This is a genomic window from Pseudarcicella hirudinis (genome assembly GCF_900115665.1).
In the GTDB taxonomy this organism is placed as follows: Bacteria; Bacteroidota; Bacteroidia; order Cytophagales; family Spirosomataceae; genus Pseudarcicella; species Pseudarcicella hirudinis.
Genome location: NZ_FOXH01000013.1, coordinates 94,015 through 109,759, shown reverse-complemented (window position 1 = coordinate 109,759; position 15,745 = coordinate 94,015). Strand labels below are relative to the sequence as shown.

At 38.1% G+C, this 15,745-nt stretch carries 17 protein-coding genes; 9 read left to right on the top strand and 8 right to left on the bottom strand.

The window, feature by feature from the left end:
• Positions 1–301: 301 nt before the first annotated feature.
• A complete protein-coding gene (gene obgE / locus BM179_RS19270) occupies positions 302–1,324 on the bottom strand; it encodes a GTPase ObgE (protein ID WP_092018871.1) in 1,023 nt (340 codons plus the stop codon).
• A gap of 92 nt (positions 1,325–1,416) precedes the next feature.
• Entirely contained in the window at positions 1,417–1,989 is a 573-nt protein-coding gene (locus BM179_RS19265; protein ID WP_092018799.1) for an adenylate kinase, read from the bottom strand.
• A 260-nt stretch (positions 1,990–2,249) separates the two neighbouring features.
• Between BM179_RS19265 and BM179_RS19260 the strand changes: the two genes are divergently transcribed.
• Together BM179_RS19260 and BM179_RS19255 are read left to right on the top strand one after the other, a co-directional pair.
• Positions 2,250–2,660, top strand: a complete 411-nt coding sequence (locus BM179_RS19260) for a Dabb family protein (protein WP_092018798.1) — start codon at positions 2,250–2,252, stop codon at positions 2,658–2,660.
• Positions 2,661–2,873: 213 nt separating this feature from the next.
• Entirely contained in the window at positions 2,874–3,614 is a 741-nt protein-coding gene (locus BM179_RS19255; protein WP_143095270.1) for an energy transducer TonB, read from the top strand.
• A gap of 88 nt (positions 3,615–3,702) precedes the next feature.
• Here BM179_RS19255 and BM179_RS19250 read toward each other — a convergent pair whose 3' ends face one another.
• Positions 3,703–4,866, bottom strand: coding sequence for a sigma-54-dependent transcriptional regulator (locus BM179_RS19250; RefSeq protein WP_092018796.1), 1,164 nt, complete (start codon positions 4,864–4,866; stop codon positions 3,703–3,705).
• Between the two features lie 554 nt (positions 4,867–5,420).
• Here BM179_RS19250 and BM179_RS19245 point away from each other — a divergent pair.
• The 6 genes from BM179_RS19245 to BM179_RS19220 all read left to right on the top strand — a co-directional run bounded on the left by BM179_RS19245 (position 5,421) and on the right by BM179_RS19220 (position 8,982).
• Complete coding sequence (locus tag BM179_RS19245) at positions 5,421–5,894, top strand: YHS domain-containing (seleno)protein (protein WP_092018870.1); 474 nt, start codon at positions 5,421–5,423, stop codon at positions 5,892–5,894.
• 48 nt (positions 5,895–5,942) lie between these two features.
• Entirely contained in the window at positions 5,943–6,338 is a 396-nt protein-coding gene (locus BM179_RS19240) for a DoxX family protein (RefSeq protein WP_092018795.1), read from the top strand.
• Positions 6,339–6,357: 19 nt separating this feature from the next.
• Positions 6,358–7,095 carry a hypothetical protein gene (locus BM179_RS19235; protein ID WP_092018794.1) on the top strand — a complete coding sequence of 246 codons (738 nt, stop codon included), beginning with the start codon at positions 6,358–6,360 and terminating at the stop codon, positions 7,093–7,095.
• 54 nt (positions 7,096–7,149) lie between these two features.
• Positions 7,150–7,683: a YceI family protein gene (locus tag BM179_RS19230; protein ID WP_092018793.1), complete on the top strand. Its 534-nt coding sequence runs from the start codon at positions 7,150–7,152 to the stop codon at positions 7,681–7,683.
• Positions 7,684–7,701: 18 nt separating this feature from the next.
• Positions 7,702–8,211, top strand: coding sequence for a hypothetical protein (locus tag BM179_RS19225; RefSeq protein WP_092018792.1), 510 nt, complete (start codon positions 7,702–7,704; stop codon positions 8,209–8,211).
• Positions 8,212–8,301: 90 nt separating this feature from the next.
• Complete coding sequence (locus tag BM179_RS19220; protein WP_092018791.1) at positions 8,302–8,982, top strand: NRDE family protein; 681 nt, start codon at positions 8,302–8,304, stop codon at positions 8,980–8,982.
• A 43-nt stretch (positions 8,983–9,025) separates the two neighbouring features.
• Here the strand turns inward: BM179_RS19220 and BM179_RS19215 are convergent, their stop codons facing one another.
• Entirely contained in the window at positions 9,026–10,057 is a 1,032-nt protein-coding gene (locus BM179_RS19215; protein WP_229632987.1) for an ATP-grasp domain-containing protein, read from the bottom strand.
• Between the two features lie 34 nt (positions 10,058–10,091).
• Positions 10,092–10,721, bottom strand: coding sequence for a LysE family translocator (locus tag BM179_RS19210; protein WP_262503434.1), 630 nt, complete (start codon positions 10,719–10,721; stop codon positions 10,092–10,094).
• A gap of 100 nt (positions 10,722–10,821) precedes the next feature.
• Here BM179_RS19210 and priA point away from each other — a divergent pair, with 100 nt between their 5' ends.
• Positions 10,822–13,317, top strand: a complete 2,496-nt coding sequence (priA, locus tag BM179_RS19205) for a replication restart helicase PriA (RefSeq protein ID WP_092018789.1) — start codon at positions 10,822–10,824, stop codon at positions 13,315–13,317.
• A gap of 7 nt (positions 13,318–13,324) precedes the next feature.
• Here priA and gldD read toward each other — a convergent pair whose 3' ends face one another.
• The 3 genes from gldD to BM179_RS19190 all read right to left on the bottom strand — a co-directional run bounded on the left by gldD (position 13,325) and on the right by BM179_RS19190 (position 15,645).
• On the bottom strand, positions 13,325–13,963 hold the full coding sequence (gldD, locus tag BM179_RS19200; protein WP_092018788.1) for a gliding motility lipoprotein GldD: 639 nt from the start codon (positions 13,961–13,963) through the stop codon (positions 13,325–13,327).
• Between the two features lie 43 nt (positions 13,964–14,006).
• On the bottom strand, positions 14,007–14,786 hold the full coding sequence (locus BM179_RS19195) for a TIGR00266 family protein (protein WP_092018787.1): 780 nt from the start codon (positions 14,784–14,786) through the stop codon (positions 14,007–14,009).
• 121 nt (positions 14,787–14,907) lie between these two features.
• Positions 14,908–15,645, bottom strand: a complete 738-nt coding sequence (locus BM179_RS19190) for a lysophospholipid acyltransferase family protein (RefSeq protein ID WP_092018786.1) — start codon at positions 15,643–15,645, stop codon at positions 14,908–14,910.
• Positions 15,646–15,745: the final 100 nt, after the last annotated feature.

Genomic DNA, 15,745 nt, shown 5'->3' with positions numbered 1-15,745 from the left:
AGTAGTCGGATCAAAAATTCAGCCAGAATCATCCACATGAAAATACTTTTCTCAGATGAGTCTGACTGCAATTAAATGCACGGCAGATCACTCCGCTTTTCATAATAAAAACCGGATTTCATATTACAAGAGTTTTTGGATTTTATAAAGAAATTCTCCCCGCTGTGTCTGATATAACTGGATTATTAATCCGGGATTTCAAAAATAACGGAAACACCCCAAAGCAACAGACATTAAAGTCAAAAGACTTCAATCAAATTTATCAAATGGTAAAACCAATAACTTTTCGGATAAAAGTTTCCTAATTAGCGGGGGTAGGAAGCTCTGGTTGAGACGAATGAAGGGTCTTCCAGATCAAATCTTTCAGCTCAACAAGTCCTTGCTGCAAAACAGAAGAGATAAACACATAAGGCAAACCCTCAGGAAGACTGGCTTCCAGTTTAGGGCGATCCTCTTCCGAAAGTAAATCGGTTTTAGAAATAGCCAGAATGCGTTCCTTATCTAACAGGGACGGATTGTAAAGCTTTAATTCATTGAGAAGAATAGCATATTCATCTGCAATATTTTCAGCGGAGGCGGGTATTAAGAATAATAAAATCGAATTTCTTTCAATATGTCTCAAAAATCTGAGACCAAGGCCTTTCCCCTGGGAAGCGCCTTCAATAATTCCCGGAATATCAGCCATTACAAAAGACTTAAAGTCTCTGTAGGCCACTACCCCAAGATTTGGTACTAAAGTAGTAAAAGCATAATCAGCAATTTCAGGTTTTGCCGCTGAGATTACAGAAAGCAATGTTGATTTTCCTGCATTCGGGAATCCTACTAAACCTACATCAGCCAAAACTTTCAATTCAAGCACAACCCATAAGTCCTGTCCGGGTTCACCAGGCTGAGCATGTCTTGGCGTCTGGTTGGTCGGTGTCTTGAAATTTGTATTTCCAAGGCCGCCTCTTCCTCCGTTCAGTAAAATGATTTCCTGGCCTTCCTCCGTAATTTCAGCAAGAATCATGCCTGTTTCCGGATCTTTTGCAATCGTTCCTAAAGGCACATTTACGTAGATATCAGGCCCTTGCGCACCGGAACGTCTTCCACCTTCTCCTCCTTTACCATTTTCCGCAAAAATATGCTTCTGGTATTTGAGGTGTAAAAGTGTCCATTGCTGAGAATCTCCTTTGAGTATAATATGACCTCCGCGACCACCATCACCGCCGTCAGGTCCACCTTTGGGTACGTGCTTTTCTCTGCGAAAGTGAGAGGAGCCACTACCACCATGCCCTGAACGGACGTTAATCTTTACGTAGTCAATGAAATTGGAAGTCATAATTCTGTTAAATTCAAAATTCAGGCGTAATGTTACAAAAGAGCCGTTATGTAAAATTAACAAAACCCCTGTAAGAACATTACGCCGATAAAAAACTATTTTACCGCATCAATAGCAGCACAAATGCCATTAAATATGTTATCAATTTCTCCGATTCCATTTACAGAAGCTACTTTACCCTGCTTTTCGTAGTATGGTAATACGTGAATGGTTTTAGAGAAATACTCGTCGATTCTTTTCAAAAGTTTATCTTCATCATCATCTGCACGACCGCTTATTTTTTTACGTTCTGCAATACGATTTTTAATTTCTTCCTCCGTAACATCCAATTGTACAACACCGTTAATTTTTTCACCATTTTTGGTTAGAAAAACATCAAGTGCTTCCGCCTGCGCTACGGTACGTGGAAATCCGTCAAAAATAAAGCCATTTGCCTGAGGATTCTTTTTCACTTCTTCTTCCAGCATATCAATTGTTACCGAGTCCGGAACAAGAAGGCCGTCAGCCAGAATCTGCTTCACCCGCTTGCCAAGTTCAGTATCCTCTTTAATGTGCATCCGGAACAAATCACCAGTGGATATATGAACAAGATTGTACTTTTCAATTAGTTTTGCTGATTGTGTACCTTTACCCGCACCAGGAGGTCCAAACAAGACGAGATTTAACATTACTTTAACCGTTATGTTTAATGTGAAAAAGAGTTGTTTTTGTAATAAAGTGCAAATTTACGATAAGGTAGTCTAAATTTTAGTCTATTCTTTAATAATTTAGTAATCAACATTCAAAATAACTTCTTTTGAAATTCCGGAAACGCGACCTTCTTCCTGTAAATTCTGGTAAATAATCCCGAAAATTGCCCTTTAGAAGCCAATAAGGGTATAGAACACTGTATATTTACTATATATTTATGTAAAAATCCAACTAACTTATGAAAAACGAATCAAGACGAAATTTTGTAAAAAAAAGTGCTCTTGGCCTGTCAGTGGCTGCGGCAACCTCTACTGCGGCATCTGCGTTTAGTCCAAATGAGATTTTTGTGCACCATGTATACTTTTGGCTGAAGAACCCGGGAAGCCAGGCTGATAAAGCAAAACTGCTTGAGGGCCTGGAAAAACTTTCTAAAGTACCAACCATCAAAATGGTACATATCGGTAGTCCGGCAAGCACAAACCGTAGCGTAATTGAGCGCAGCTATGCGGTTTCATGGCTATTGTTTTTTAATAATATTGAGGATGAAGAAATCTATCAAACCCATCCGATTCACCTCAAATTTATTGAAGACTATTCTCATCTCTGGGAAAAAGTAATTGTTTATGACTCTGTGGGAAACAAGCGATAATTTACATCCTTGCTATTAGCTTATATCATAATGAGGGACGAAATAAGAAAAGGAACATCATTCCTGTTTTTATTTCTCCCTTTTTTCATTTCAGGGTATTTTCAGCAACTTTCTTTCAATAAATCTCATATTGAGACGTTGCTTTTTAGAGGCAATTATTAAATTTAGCACAGAAAATACTTGCTTCATTGCTTTAATCTAAAAACTCACCAAATGAGAAAACTACTCCTTGCCTTTTTCCTCTTTACAATACCTTGCTCGTTTTTGTCGGCTCAAAACCTTGTCAGTCAGGAAGATCAGGAACAAATCAAACAAGTGATTTCTGCTGAAACAAAGCTGTTTTATGCAAGAAAACTGAGTGACTGGAAAAACCTGTGGCGTCAGACACCCTCTTCTTACTGGGCACTTATTGAGAAAAATAACCGTTTTCAAAAGGAAGGATGGGACAATATCTCAAAATTTATGGAGAAGTATTACCAGGAAAACAAGGCTGCTTCTTTTACTTTTAAACGGGAAAACACCAATTTCCGAAAAGTGAATCCAACTTATCTCTGGGTAACGTTTGACCAAACCCGCATTGCTTCCGATGGGAAGAAAGATTTTTTTAAGGAACTCCGTATTTTAGAACTTATTAAGGGAGAATGGAAAATTGTCAATATGACCTCCATCTGGATGCCGGGAGGGGCCGGTATTGTCAAAGAAGAAGCCGGAACCGGACTCATTCCTAAACCTGAAGAAAAGCCTAAACCGATAAAAGCTCCTGAAAAATCCTTAAAAAAAGAGAAAACGGAAGAAAAGCCACAGACTAAAAAAGTAGCAAGCGGGAGATCTTTTGAGAAATTAATGGAAGAAAGTGAAGAACCTGAAAAGCCCGTTGAAGCAGAAAAGCCTAAACCTAAAGAAAAACCAGCCGCAATTACAGCAGGAAATAAAGTAAAAAAGGCACAAAAGTAGGTTGCTTCCAATATATAAAAATCGGGTCTTTTCATCCCTTCCGGAGATAAAAGACCCGATTTTCTTATTTATGCAAATAATTAATTTATTACAAAACCGGAGAAGCAAACATCTGAACATCATCTAATGTGATTTCTTCGCCACACATAATGACCAAACGCTCTACAACATTTCTTAATTCTCTGACATTTCCAGTCCAGGGAAGGGTTTTCAAATAATCCATTGCATCACCGAGCACCGTTTTAGTTGAGGCACCATATTCATCAGCAATATCATTCAGGAATTTTTCAACCAGTAAGGGAATATCATCCGGACGGGAACTCAAAGGTGGAACATGAATCGGAATGACATTCAATCTGTGGTACAAATCCTCCCGGAAACGTCCTTCAGAGATTTCAGACTTTAAATCTTTATTTGTTGCGGCAAAAACCCGGACATTTACTTTTATTTCTTTGTCTCCTCCTACTCTGGTGATTTTGCTTTCCTGCAAAGCTCTCAATACTTTCGCCTGCGCAGAAAGACTCATGTCACCAATTTCGTCCAAAAATAATGTACCTCCGTCAGCCTGTTCAAACTTACCGATTCTTTGCTTTATGGCAGAAGTAAAAGCACCTTTTTCATGACCAAACAACTCTGACTCAATAAGTTCGGAAGGAATTGCGGCGCAGTTCACTTCAACCAAAGGCATCTGTGCCCGGTTGCTTTTTTCATGAAGCCTCTTGGCAACCATTTCCTTTCCGGAACCATTAGGGCCGGTAATCATTACCCTTGCTTCTGTAGGGCCAACTCTGTCACAGGTATCTTTCACCCTTTTGATTGAGTCAGATTCCCCGACAATTTCATTGAGTTTATATACTTTTTTCTGGAGTACTTTAGTTACAGAAACAAGGGCTCTCTTTTCAATAGCATTTCTTACGGTAACCAGCAATCTGTTAAGATCAGGTGGTTTCTGGATAAAATCGAAAGCACCGCGTTTGGTAGCTTCAACTGCGTTTTCGACGTTCCCAAATGCTGAGATCATAATAAACTGAGCGGATTTACCCATTTCTCCTGCCTTTAAAAGCAGGTCCAGACCCTCTATTTTAGGCATTTTTATATCGCAAAGCACGACATCATAGTCATTTTGCTTTACCGATTCAAGCCCTTGTTCCCCGTCACTTGCCTCCTCCACCTGATACCCTTCATACTCAAGAATATCTCTCAAAGCACTCCGGATGGCTTTTTCATCATCAATTATTAAAATTCTTGCCATAGGCGAATATATATTAAGTGGGCCGGTATCCGGAAATCAATGCGTAATTATTTCAAAATCCTAAACTTCCGATTCTGATACAAATGTATGAACATTTAAACTTTCTTCAAGACCTGTCTAATCTTAATCTCTCAGCGCAGTTCTATCCCGCCTGCCTGAAAAGTAATTTATACAGTTATACCCAAAAGTACATTTTTTTTAAAGGAATTACACTAAATTCCAGTACATAATCTCCCGAAATCATTCAGCAGTTAAAATATTTCAAATTAGCAAAGCTCTGTTTTGACAGTTTTCAAAATTAATGTGCTTTATCTTAAATCCAATAAGAACTGAGTCAAAATGATTCATTTTAAATCTCTGATTCATTGCTTTTTCCTATTATTTTCAGCTATTTTCCGATTATTTCAATACAATTGTTTACCAATCTTTTTTTACCTAACCTCAGGGATTTAGAAATTCATTTCATAATTCGTCATCTTCCCGACAATTCATTTTGTGGTTTTCTTTCAATTTTACATCGAAATCAGAAACAAAAAATTAAATTCAGTCAATACATGAAAACTCAATCCCTCTTATTAGTCCTGTTTTTAACACTTCTTCTGCAAAATACATTTGCCCAGAATGATTCTTCTTTAAGAACAAAACATTTTAACCTTTCTAAAAAAGGTCTTGCCATTGAAGGTTATGACCCGGTTGCTTATTTTACGAAGCACAAGGCAGTTAAAGGAAAATCAGAATATTCCTTTCAGTATAAAGGAATTACCTATATGGCTTCCAGTGTAGAGAACCTTGCATTATTAAAAGATTCACCGGAAAAATATGAACCTCAATACGGAGGCTGGTGTGCCTATGCAATGGGTAGTAACGGTGAAAAAGTAGAGATTGATCCGGAAACATTTAAGATTGTAAATGGCAGACTATTCCTTTTTTACAACAAATTTTTCAACAATACTCTCAATGACTGGAATAAAAACGAGAAAGTTCTTAATACAAATGCCGATAAAAACTGGTCCAAAACATTCAAATAGAAAAATTATCCTTCTGATAAAATCATCAGGAATAAACATTTTCAGCTCATGAAAACACTCAAAATTACTGACTGGGTTTTAAGGCTTATTGCAGCCCTCATTCTTTTACAAACCTTATTTTTTAAATTCAGTGCTGCTCCGGAAAGTGTATATATTTTTACAACTGTCGGGATGGAACCCTGGGGAAGAATCGGTTCAGGAATAGCCGAATTGATTTGTTCGGTTCTCCTTTTACTTCCGGGAACAACCTGGCTGGGAGCATCAGGTGCAGTCGGAGTAATGGCTGGGGCTATTTTCTTTCACCTCACCAAACTGGGCATTGAAGTGATGGGCGATGGCGGCCAGCTGTTTTTTATGGCAGTTATCGTAATGCTCTGCTCTCTTGCCTTACTGTGGATGCACAGATCTGAAATTTCAAGGTTTCTGAAAATCCTTATTCCATAAACCTTTCAAAATAATACAAATGAAGTCAGTCTTAATCTCAATATCTGTTTATACATTTCTGGTATTTTTTTCACTGCAAAGTCATGCACAGAATGTATCAAAAAGCTATAATACCCTCGACTTATCTATTGCTGCAGGAAAAGGTTTTTCCCCGGCTCTTTCCTATGCAAGGTTGTGGAAAATCGGGAAATCAAATCATTTCAGAATCGGACTGGGGGCACGGCTGACCTCATTCTGGGCTTCTGATTTTGAAGCAAGAACGGCTCCGGCAAAACTTACATCCGGAAAGGAAAGCCTGGCGGCACTGTTTTCAGAGGATATTATCGCAAATATTGATACCTTTAAGCTTTCAAAGGTCCAGACTAATGCACTAAATGCGACCTTGTATCTGCAATATTCACTAAGTCAAAAATTTGAATTCGGAATGAACATTGACCTCCTGGGTTTTACCTTCGGAGGGCAGCAATCAGGATATTTTATCGCAAATTCATTGGGTAATTCTGTTAACGGACAGAAGTCAGCAGCTTCACCTTCTTCTTTCAATGCCTTGTTAATCAGTGACTCTGATTATGGAAGCCTTAATTCCGAGTTATACGGAAGATACTGGCTAAATGACAGATTCGGGATAAGAGCAGGACTTAGTTTTCAGTTTGTTGAATACAAAACCGATAAAAAAGTAACTGTTGCCAACACAGATAATGACCGCTGGAGAGGTAAAATTCTGATGCCAATGGTTGCCATATGTTATAAATTTTGATTAAATCCGAGCCATTTCTGTAATTTTCCCGTCCAACCATCACATTTCAGTGTTATGAAAAGAATCTTAAGTATTATATTTCTCGTAGGTTTGGCCAACACCTGTTTTGCTCAAACCTGGAAAGCTACTACTGCTACAGTAACTTTTAAGATCAAAATGCTGGGAAGTACTGTTGACGGGAGTTTTAAAGGATTTTCAGGCAAATTTCTATTCGATCCGAATAACCTTAAAAATTCAAGTCTTTCCGCAAGTGTTGATGTCAATACAGTTTTTACGGATAACAGTCTGAGAGACAGGCATCTCAAAGAAAAAGAATATTTGTTTAATGCAGGTAAATATCCGGTTCTGAAAATGACCTCCACCAATATTGAAAAGGATGGAAATAATTACATCGGTTATTTTGACCTGACAATGAAGGGAATTACCAAAAATATAAAGCTCCCGTTTTCTTTTAAACAGGATGGAGAAAAAGCTTCTTTTCAGGGTTCAGCTCTCATAAACAGAAAAGATTGGTCGGTTGGAGGAAGTACTTTAGGAATGAGTAGTGATGTAACTTTTACAATTGCTGTAAATGCTATTAAGGAATAAAAACTTTGATTAAATATTATGACAATACTACAAAAATCAAACATCGACATTTTTAATCAGCTCGCCTGTTTACTGGAATCGCTTTGTTCCGAAACTTATCAGCAGCGACTTGAAATACTCCACAATAATTCTGTCGGACAACATGTTCGTCATATTGTGGAATTTTATCAGTGTCTTCAGAAAGGTTATTTATCCGGTTTTGTAAATTATGACGAACGGGACAGAAATTATCTGATTGAATCTGACAAGGATTTTACACTTTCATTACTTGATGAGCTTTCCGACAATTTAATGAATCAGGATGAAAATCAATCGCTGACATTGGTTTCAAAATTAGGAGATGATGGCATTGTGGAATCGAAAAGTAGTTTTTACAGAGAGCTGATTTATCTTATTGAACACAGTATTCACCACCTGGCAATTATCAAAATAGCTGTAAATCAGGCTTTTCCTGAAATCTTCCTGCCTGAGAATTTTGGAGTGGCTCATTCCACTATACAATTCAGAAAAACTATGCAAAGTGTGTGATAGCCAGTCATTTCACAACATACTTTAACAAACTTATCTAACGAAGGAGATAGAGATTTAACCCTCTTTTCCTTCATTTTTTCTTTAATAATGTGCGTATTTACCTATCTTCCCTTAGAAGGAGATTCTTATATTGTAACCAATAACCGGGACGAATCTATGGCACGTCCAAAAGCTATTCCTCCTCAGAGCTATGTGCTAAACGGGAAAACCGTAACTTTTCCCAAAGATCCTCAGGCGGGCGGAACCTGGATTGCTTTTTCAGATGAGTACACGATTTGCCTGTTAAACGGAGCATTAAAAAAACATCAGCATAAACCTCCGTATAAACAAAGCAGAGGAAAAATCATTCCGGATTTCTTTAATTTCGAGGGGTTTTTATCTTTTTCTGAAACCTATGATTTTCAGGGAATTGAGAATTTCACGTTGATAGTGATCGACAATAAAGCCATGTCGATTGATAAATTAGTCTGGGATGGAGAACATGCTCTTCACAATACACTGGATCACAAAGAAAGTCATATGTTTTCATCCGTTACGTTGTATTCAGATGAAATAATTACTCAGAGGCAGCTATGGTTTCAGGAATTTTTGAACAGAAATCCACAATTCAGTCCTGAAGATGTAATGAATTTTCATCAGTTCGGTGGTACAGGAGATAAGAACAATGACCTGACAATCAATAGAAATGATGAATTAAAAACACAATGTATCATACAGATTGTGAGAAGAAATCAGGAAAGTACTTTTACTTATAAAGATCTTATCTGATGTTTTTCCGTAAAACCGGAGAGTGTACTCTATCTGATTTCTCTTATTTCCGGAAAAAATGGTCTTTTAATACTTCCCAGATTTCTTTTGCAGGGATAGGGTTTATTCCTCGTCTCTTTTGCTGAATTGAAATATTAGCTATTACTTTCCAGTGATATGCCAGATCCCGGTAAGCTTTCAGTAAACTATATCCGGGATCATAAATATGTCCGGGTTCAGAACTAACCCCATTCAGTTCCATAATCCGGATATTCTTTCCCTGATATAAATCTTCTACAGATTTCACTTTCATATCAAATCTCCCGTAATGAAAACCTTCAATCGGGTTTGAAACCTTGTTAAAAACTTCATGCAATCGCTCATTGATCAGAAAATTATTATCCAGAAACATCGTGCCTCTGCAATGATTCCCTATTGGTTCCAGCAGAACTTCCTGATTTACCGGAATTACCGATTTGATGTGCTCACGCATACGGGTTCTCATGGAATCAAGCTGAAACCTGGCTCTGGTACTTCGCTCCATCAGTTCTTCTATCGTTGAATTGCCATCCCCTTTTACCGATAGGAATTTCTTGCGGGTTACTGAGCTTACTTTCCCTTTACTTTCCTCAGGAAAACGATAATATAATACGCCCAATTCTATATCAAAATCAATAAATTCCTGAATAATCAGGTCTGCGTTCAAAGTTCTTACATAATTTTCAAGTGCCTCCCGGGTCATTATTTTCTCAACCTGAAATCCTCTTTCTCCGATATTGGGTTTACAGATTACCGGGAAGTCCAGACCTGCTTCCTTTATTCCTGAGAGGATCTTTTCAGGTTCTGTTCCCTGTCTGATAAAAATTGTAACCGGCAGAAACTCCTTTGGAATTTTATCAAGGATATCAATCTTACTTTCTCCGAAAAAACCACCATAATCAATACAAGGATCCGCATTGGTAAAAAAAGTCAGCGAACGTGTTCTGAAAGCCTGATACAGCCAGTAAGGCAATAAAGGCAGGTAGAAAAACCACCATGTCCAATATTCATAGTTAAGAATTTTAATGAGAAATAACGGTAATCTGATCGATTTCATAAAGGATAAATTGATTGGAAAATTGGGCTTTCTGCTAAAAAAACTCCAGATTTTTAAGAAGTTGAAAAAAGGCCATAACGATAAAAGCCAAACCTATCACTCTGTCAAAACTTCTGTAATTCAAATATTTAAAAACAAAATCTCTTTTTAAATCAGCATATAAAGCATAAGCCAGATTGAGTAAACAGGCTCCCATACTTGCTGCGAGTACAAATGACAATTCATGCGTCCAGTCTGTAATATGCAAATGCTCATAATTAGAATACCCCAGCAGCACCAGCACCCAGAAAGGCAGCAGCTGAGGATTCAACATAGACAAACTAAAACCTTTCAATACCGAAACAGCTTCATCCTTTTGGTTAAAATCCGTGCTTTTCCCGTTCTTTTTGACTAAAGCACTCAAACCCATTACCAAGAGTACCGGAACAATCAGCCATTGCAGATAGTTGAAAACAACTTCGTTTTTCTCAAAAAAATCTACACCTCTCAATGCCAGCCAGCCATAGATTATTTCAGGTAAAACCCCTCCGATTGTTATTAAAATCCCGGTTTTCAGATTTCGCTGTAATGTTGACTGGATTACGCACATATTTAATGGCCCGGGGTGAATTGATCCCAGAAAACTTATGATTGTTGTGACCAGAAAGACAGCGATTATTTTCAAAATATTAATTTTTAACGTATTTCTATTTCAAATTTATGAGATTTAAACTTGCTCGTTGGTCTTTTATCCGACTTTTTGACGAAAAACAGTAACTTGCAACATGCTATTTGAAGAAAATTATCAGGAGGAAGTCACTCAATTTGCAGATGTAATTTTGCCGGTTCCGGTACCCAGGCTATTTACTTACAGGGTGCCAAGGGAGTTTGCCGGAATTGTTACAGCTGGTGTCCGGGTGATTGTGCAGTTCGGAAAGACAAAGGTCGTTACAGCTGTTGTGGCAAAAGTTCATAATTCTCCTCCTAAAGAATATCAGGCAAAATATATACTGGAAATTCTGGATGACGTGCCTCTGGTCACCACTCAGCAAATTGATCTGTTTCATTGGATTGCAGAATATTATATGTGCTGTGCAGGAGAAGTAATGAATGTGGCTTTACCTTCCGGTTTAAAAATCACTAGCCAGTCTAAAGTTCAGCTAAATCCTGAATTTGAATATCCTGAATTATTGACCGAACGGGAAAAAGAGATCATTGAAGAACTGAAAAAACATTCATCCTTAAGTTATGACGAACTGGCAAGATTTGCTGAAGTAAAGAATGTATATCATCTGATCAAATCTTTAGTCGGTAAAAGAGCAATCATTGTCTTCGAAGAAGTTAAAGAAAAATATTCCCCTAAAATTGTCCGGAAAGTTCGCCTGAATTCATTTTATGAAGAAACAGGTAACCTTACAGCCCTGATTGGTGAATTGGAAAAAACGCCTAAGCAATTAGAGGTTTTATTACAATATCTCCGATATGTTCCTGCATTGAGAACACCGGAACTCAACCGGAAAGGACTTGAAAAAAGTACTCTTATGAAAGCCGGGATTTCTGAGGGTTCACTGGGAACTTTGGTAAAAAATGGCGTTTTTGAATATTTTGAGGTGATAATCAGTCGTTTTGCTGACCTGGAACCTACACAGGAAGCCGCCTCGATTCAGCTTTCTGGGCCTCAGCAAAAAGCTTTTGACGAGATTCTTCAGCAATTTCAGCAAAAAGATACTGTATTGTTTCATGGTATTACCGGAAGCGGTAAAACCGAAATATATATTAAACTCATTGAGCTGGCACTGGAAAGTGGCTCCCAGGTTTTGTATCTGCTTCCGGAAATCGCCCTGACTACTCAGATTGTAGTAAGGCTGCAAAAAATATTCGGGGATAAATTAGGAGTTTATCACTCCAAATTTTCTGATAACGAAAGAGTTGAAGTCTGGAAAAATATTATTTCAGGAAAATATCAGTTTATAATCGGTGTTCGCTCTTCTGTTTTTCTCCCGTTCAATAACCTGGGATTAATCATTGTAGACGAAGAACATGAGACTTCTTACAAACAATACGATCCTGCTCCACGCTATCATGCCAAAGATGTAGCATTGGTTATTGCACAAAAACAATCAGCAAAAGTATTGCTGGGTTCGGCAACTCCTTCTATTGAAAGTTATTTTCATGCTAATCAGGGAAGATTTGGCTTAGTAACTTTAAAAGAACGCTTCGGAAATGCACAGCTTCCTGAAATTGAATTGGTTGACATTAAATATGCCCGGAAACACAGGCTTATCAAAGGTGGTTTTTCCGGTTTACTACTTGAACAACTGAAACTTAATTTAGAAAAAAAGGAACAATCTATCCTTTTTCAGAACAGAAGAGGTTATTCTCCTTATCTGCAATGTGAAGACTGTGACTGGATCAGTACCTGTCACCAGTGTGATGTAAGTCTGACTTACCATTATAACGGGCAGGAACTCAGATGTCATTATTGCGGGCATAGGGAACCTCTTCCGCGTACCTGCGCAGCCTGTGGAAGCCATAAACTCAAAACCATGGGATATGGCACAGAGAAAATAGAAGAGGAATTACAGCAAATCTTTCCGGAGGCTAAAGTCGGCCGGATGGATCTGGACACAACCCGTTCAAAAACTGCTTTTCAAACGCTGATCGGAGAAGTAGAAAAAGGAGCCATTGATATTCTGGTTGGCACACAAATGGTTACAAAAGGACTGGATTTTGAAGGTGTTAGCCTGGTAGGTATTTTTGACGCAGATAAAATGATTCATTTTCCTGATTTCAGAGCTTCAGAACGTGCTTTTCAAATGATTACACAGGTTGCAGGGCGTGCAGGAAGAAGAGATACGAGAGGAAAAGTAATCATCCAGACCAATAACCCTAATCAGCCTATTCTGCACCAGATTATTCACAATGACTATGAAAATCTGTATCGGGAGGAAATCAGCGAAAGAGAGGCTTTTATGTATCCTCCGTTCAGCCGGCTTATCAAACTGACCGTCAAACATTTTGAGCAGGAAATTGCACACAATGCAGCTTCATTACTTGCATTAAAACTCAGAGAAAAACTGGGCGCTCCAAGGGTTTTAGGACCGGAAGCACCTTTGGTGGAAAGAGTGCGAAACCAGTTTATTTTCGAAGTAATGATTAAACTGGAGAAAACGATCGGACTCAAGGGCGTCAAAGCATTTTTATCAGAGCAGATACAGGATGTTTTACTAATGAAAGAGTTTAAAGGAGCAAGTATTATTCCGGACGTAGACTGCGGTTAGAGAACTTCTATTTTTTCCATTGCAGCGTATTCAGCATATGATTAATGTCTCTTTTCATATAATTAATGACCGGAGCAAGGGAGTCGTTATGCAATGCTGTTTTAAAATACAAAGCTCCACGCAGATAATGTGTTGTACTGTCAGTTGTATAGAATTGTAACTGACTTGGCACTTCCCCTTCAAGTTCCATCATGTCCACATATTTCCCGGAAGGGGTTTTTACAAGAAATTCCTGAATTGAGTATGCTTTAACACTGTGTTTAGCTGCCAGTTTATGAGCGTCAGCAATTAATTTTGCCAGCTTTTGCTTATCTCCGTTTAAAGGTTTGTAGGTAAGCTGAATCATCGCCTGATATGCAGGATAATATACATAAAGCCAATGCGGTTCAGCCCATTTTACAGTATCGGGTTTAATAACAGCATATCTTGAATATTCAAAAACAAAAGGATGGTTTTCCATCAAAGTCTGATATTCTGCTACAGGCAGATCAATCCGGTTATATCCTTTAGGTTTGGGAGCAAAGCCTGAATTATCCTGTTTTTTTCCACAAGACACACATAAAAAAATAAAACAACAAGTGGCCAGTGTTATTACTGACCACTTGCCTGAAATATTTTTTAACAAATCTGACTGATTAGTATTCATTTATTTCAATTTATTTCTTTCCTACCCTGAAAAGAAAAAAGATTTAGTCTTCAAAAATATTGGCAATTCCGCCCAATACAGAGCCGCCTTCTTTATGAGTATTTCCTCCGGCCGGAGACAATGTTCTGATCAGTTTAGACAATGGCATAGACTGAATCCAGACTCTCCCGGTTCCTCTCATGGTAGCCAGGAAAATACCTTCTCCTCCAAAAATCATAGATTTCAGATTTCCTGCTCTCTGAATATCATAACTCAATGTTGGTTCAAAAGCTACAATGCAGCCGGTGTCTATTCTCAAGGTTTCATTATTGAGCTGCTTTTCTACAATCGTTCCTCCTGCATGAACAAACGCCAGACCGTCTCCCTGTAATTTTTCAAGAATAAAACCTTCTCCACCGAAAAAGCCCGATCCTATTTTCTGGTTAAAAGTAATTGAAACCTTTGTTCCCAAAGCCGCGCATAAAAAGCTGTCTTTTTGAGCAATCAACGTATTCCCCGGCATTGAGGACAAATTAATAGGGATAATTGTACCCGGATGAGGAGCAGCAAATGCTACTTTTCTTTTACCATATCCACGGTTGGTAAAGTGGGTCATAAACAAAGACTCGCCTGTTAATAAACGGGAACCTGCCTGAAATATTTTGCCTAGCAATCCATTATCCGCCTGAGAGCCGTCCCCCATTTTTGTTTCGAACATAATCCCGTCTTCCATATAAACCATCGCTCCGGCTTCTGCAATAACAGTTTCATTCGGATCAAGTTCTATTTCGACGATCTGGATATCTTCTCCCAGAATGCGATAATCAATTTCGTGTGAAGTCATTTTCTCAGTTAAATTTAATTGTTGATATATTTTATGATTACTTGGTTCCTCAAAATTAAGAAGACAGGCAGCAAATTAAAGAAAAACTTAGTGAATGGACTTTTTTTATGAATATCGGCTCTTATTTACTATGAAACTTATCGAGGGCTCCCTGAATCACGGCAAAAGTTTGTTCTTTTAAGGAATCTATATCCTCCTGACTCATTCCGGTTGTGTCAATTGGTTTATGGACAATAGCCCGGAGCGTCATGGGATGAACTCTCATTTTGGAATCTTCCATAATTTTGTAATTATTCAGAAAAGTAATCGGAACAATCGGAACCTGTTGCTGAACAGCCATGGCAAATGCACCATCTTTAAAAGGTTTGTGCATTTTGGGGAATTTTTTTGATTTGATCCCTCCTTCCGGAAAAATAACAATACTTCTCCCGCTCTGAAGGGCTCTGATAGACCTTGAAAGAGATTTCACTCTGCTGCTTTTGTCATCTCTGTCCACCTGAATATGCAATCTGGCAAACATATAGCCGAAAAGAGGCACTTTCTTTATAACGCTTTTTCCTACAAAAGCATAATAATTCTTCAAAATCAAACCCATTGCGGCAATATCCATATAGGAAAAATGATTGGCGCAAAATACATATGCCTTATCTGTTGCCGGTTCTTCTTCATATTCTATCTGAACAGGAATGAATATAATCGGAAAATACAGTTTTCCCCATAATCTGTTCAAATAATGAGCCTTTGGTTTCCATTCTTCCCGTTGCAGAAACAACCAAAAAAAAGGAAACAATAATAAAAACAGAAAGACAAGCCAAAATGCCGCCCAGGCAGTATAGAGAGTAGTGAATAACTTACGCATGGTAACAAAGTTAATTACTTATCGGGAATTTGAAAAAACAATAAAATTCAACGAGAAAAAGAAATGTTTTTCGGACATAATGCCAAAATAAAAACGGCTT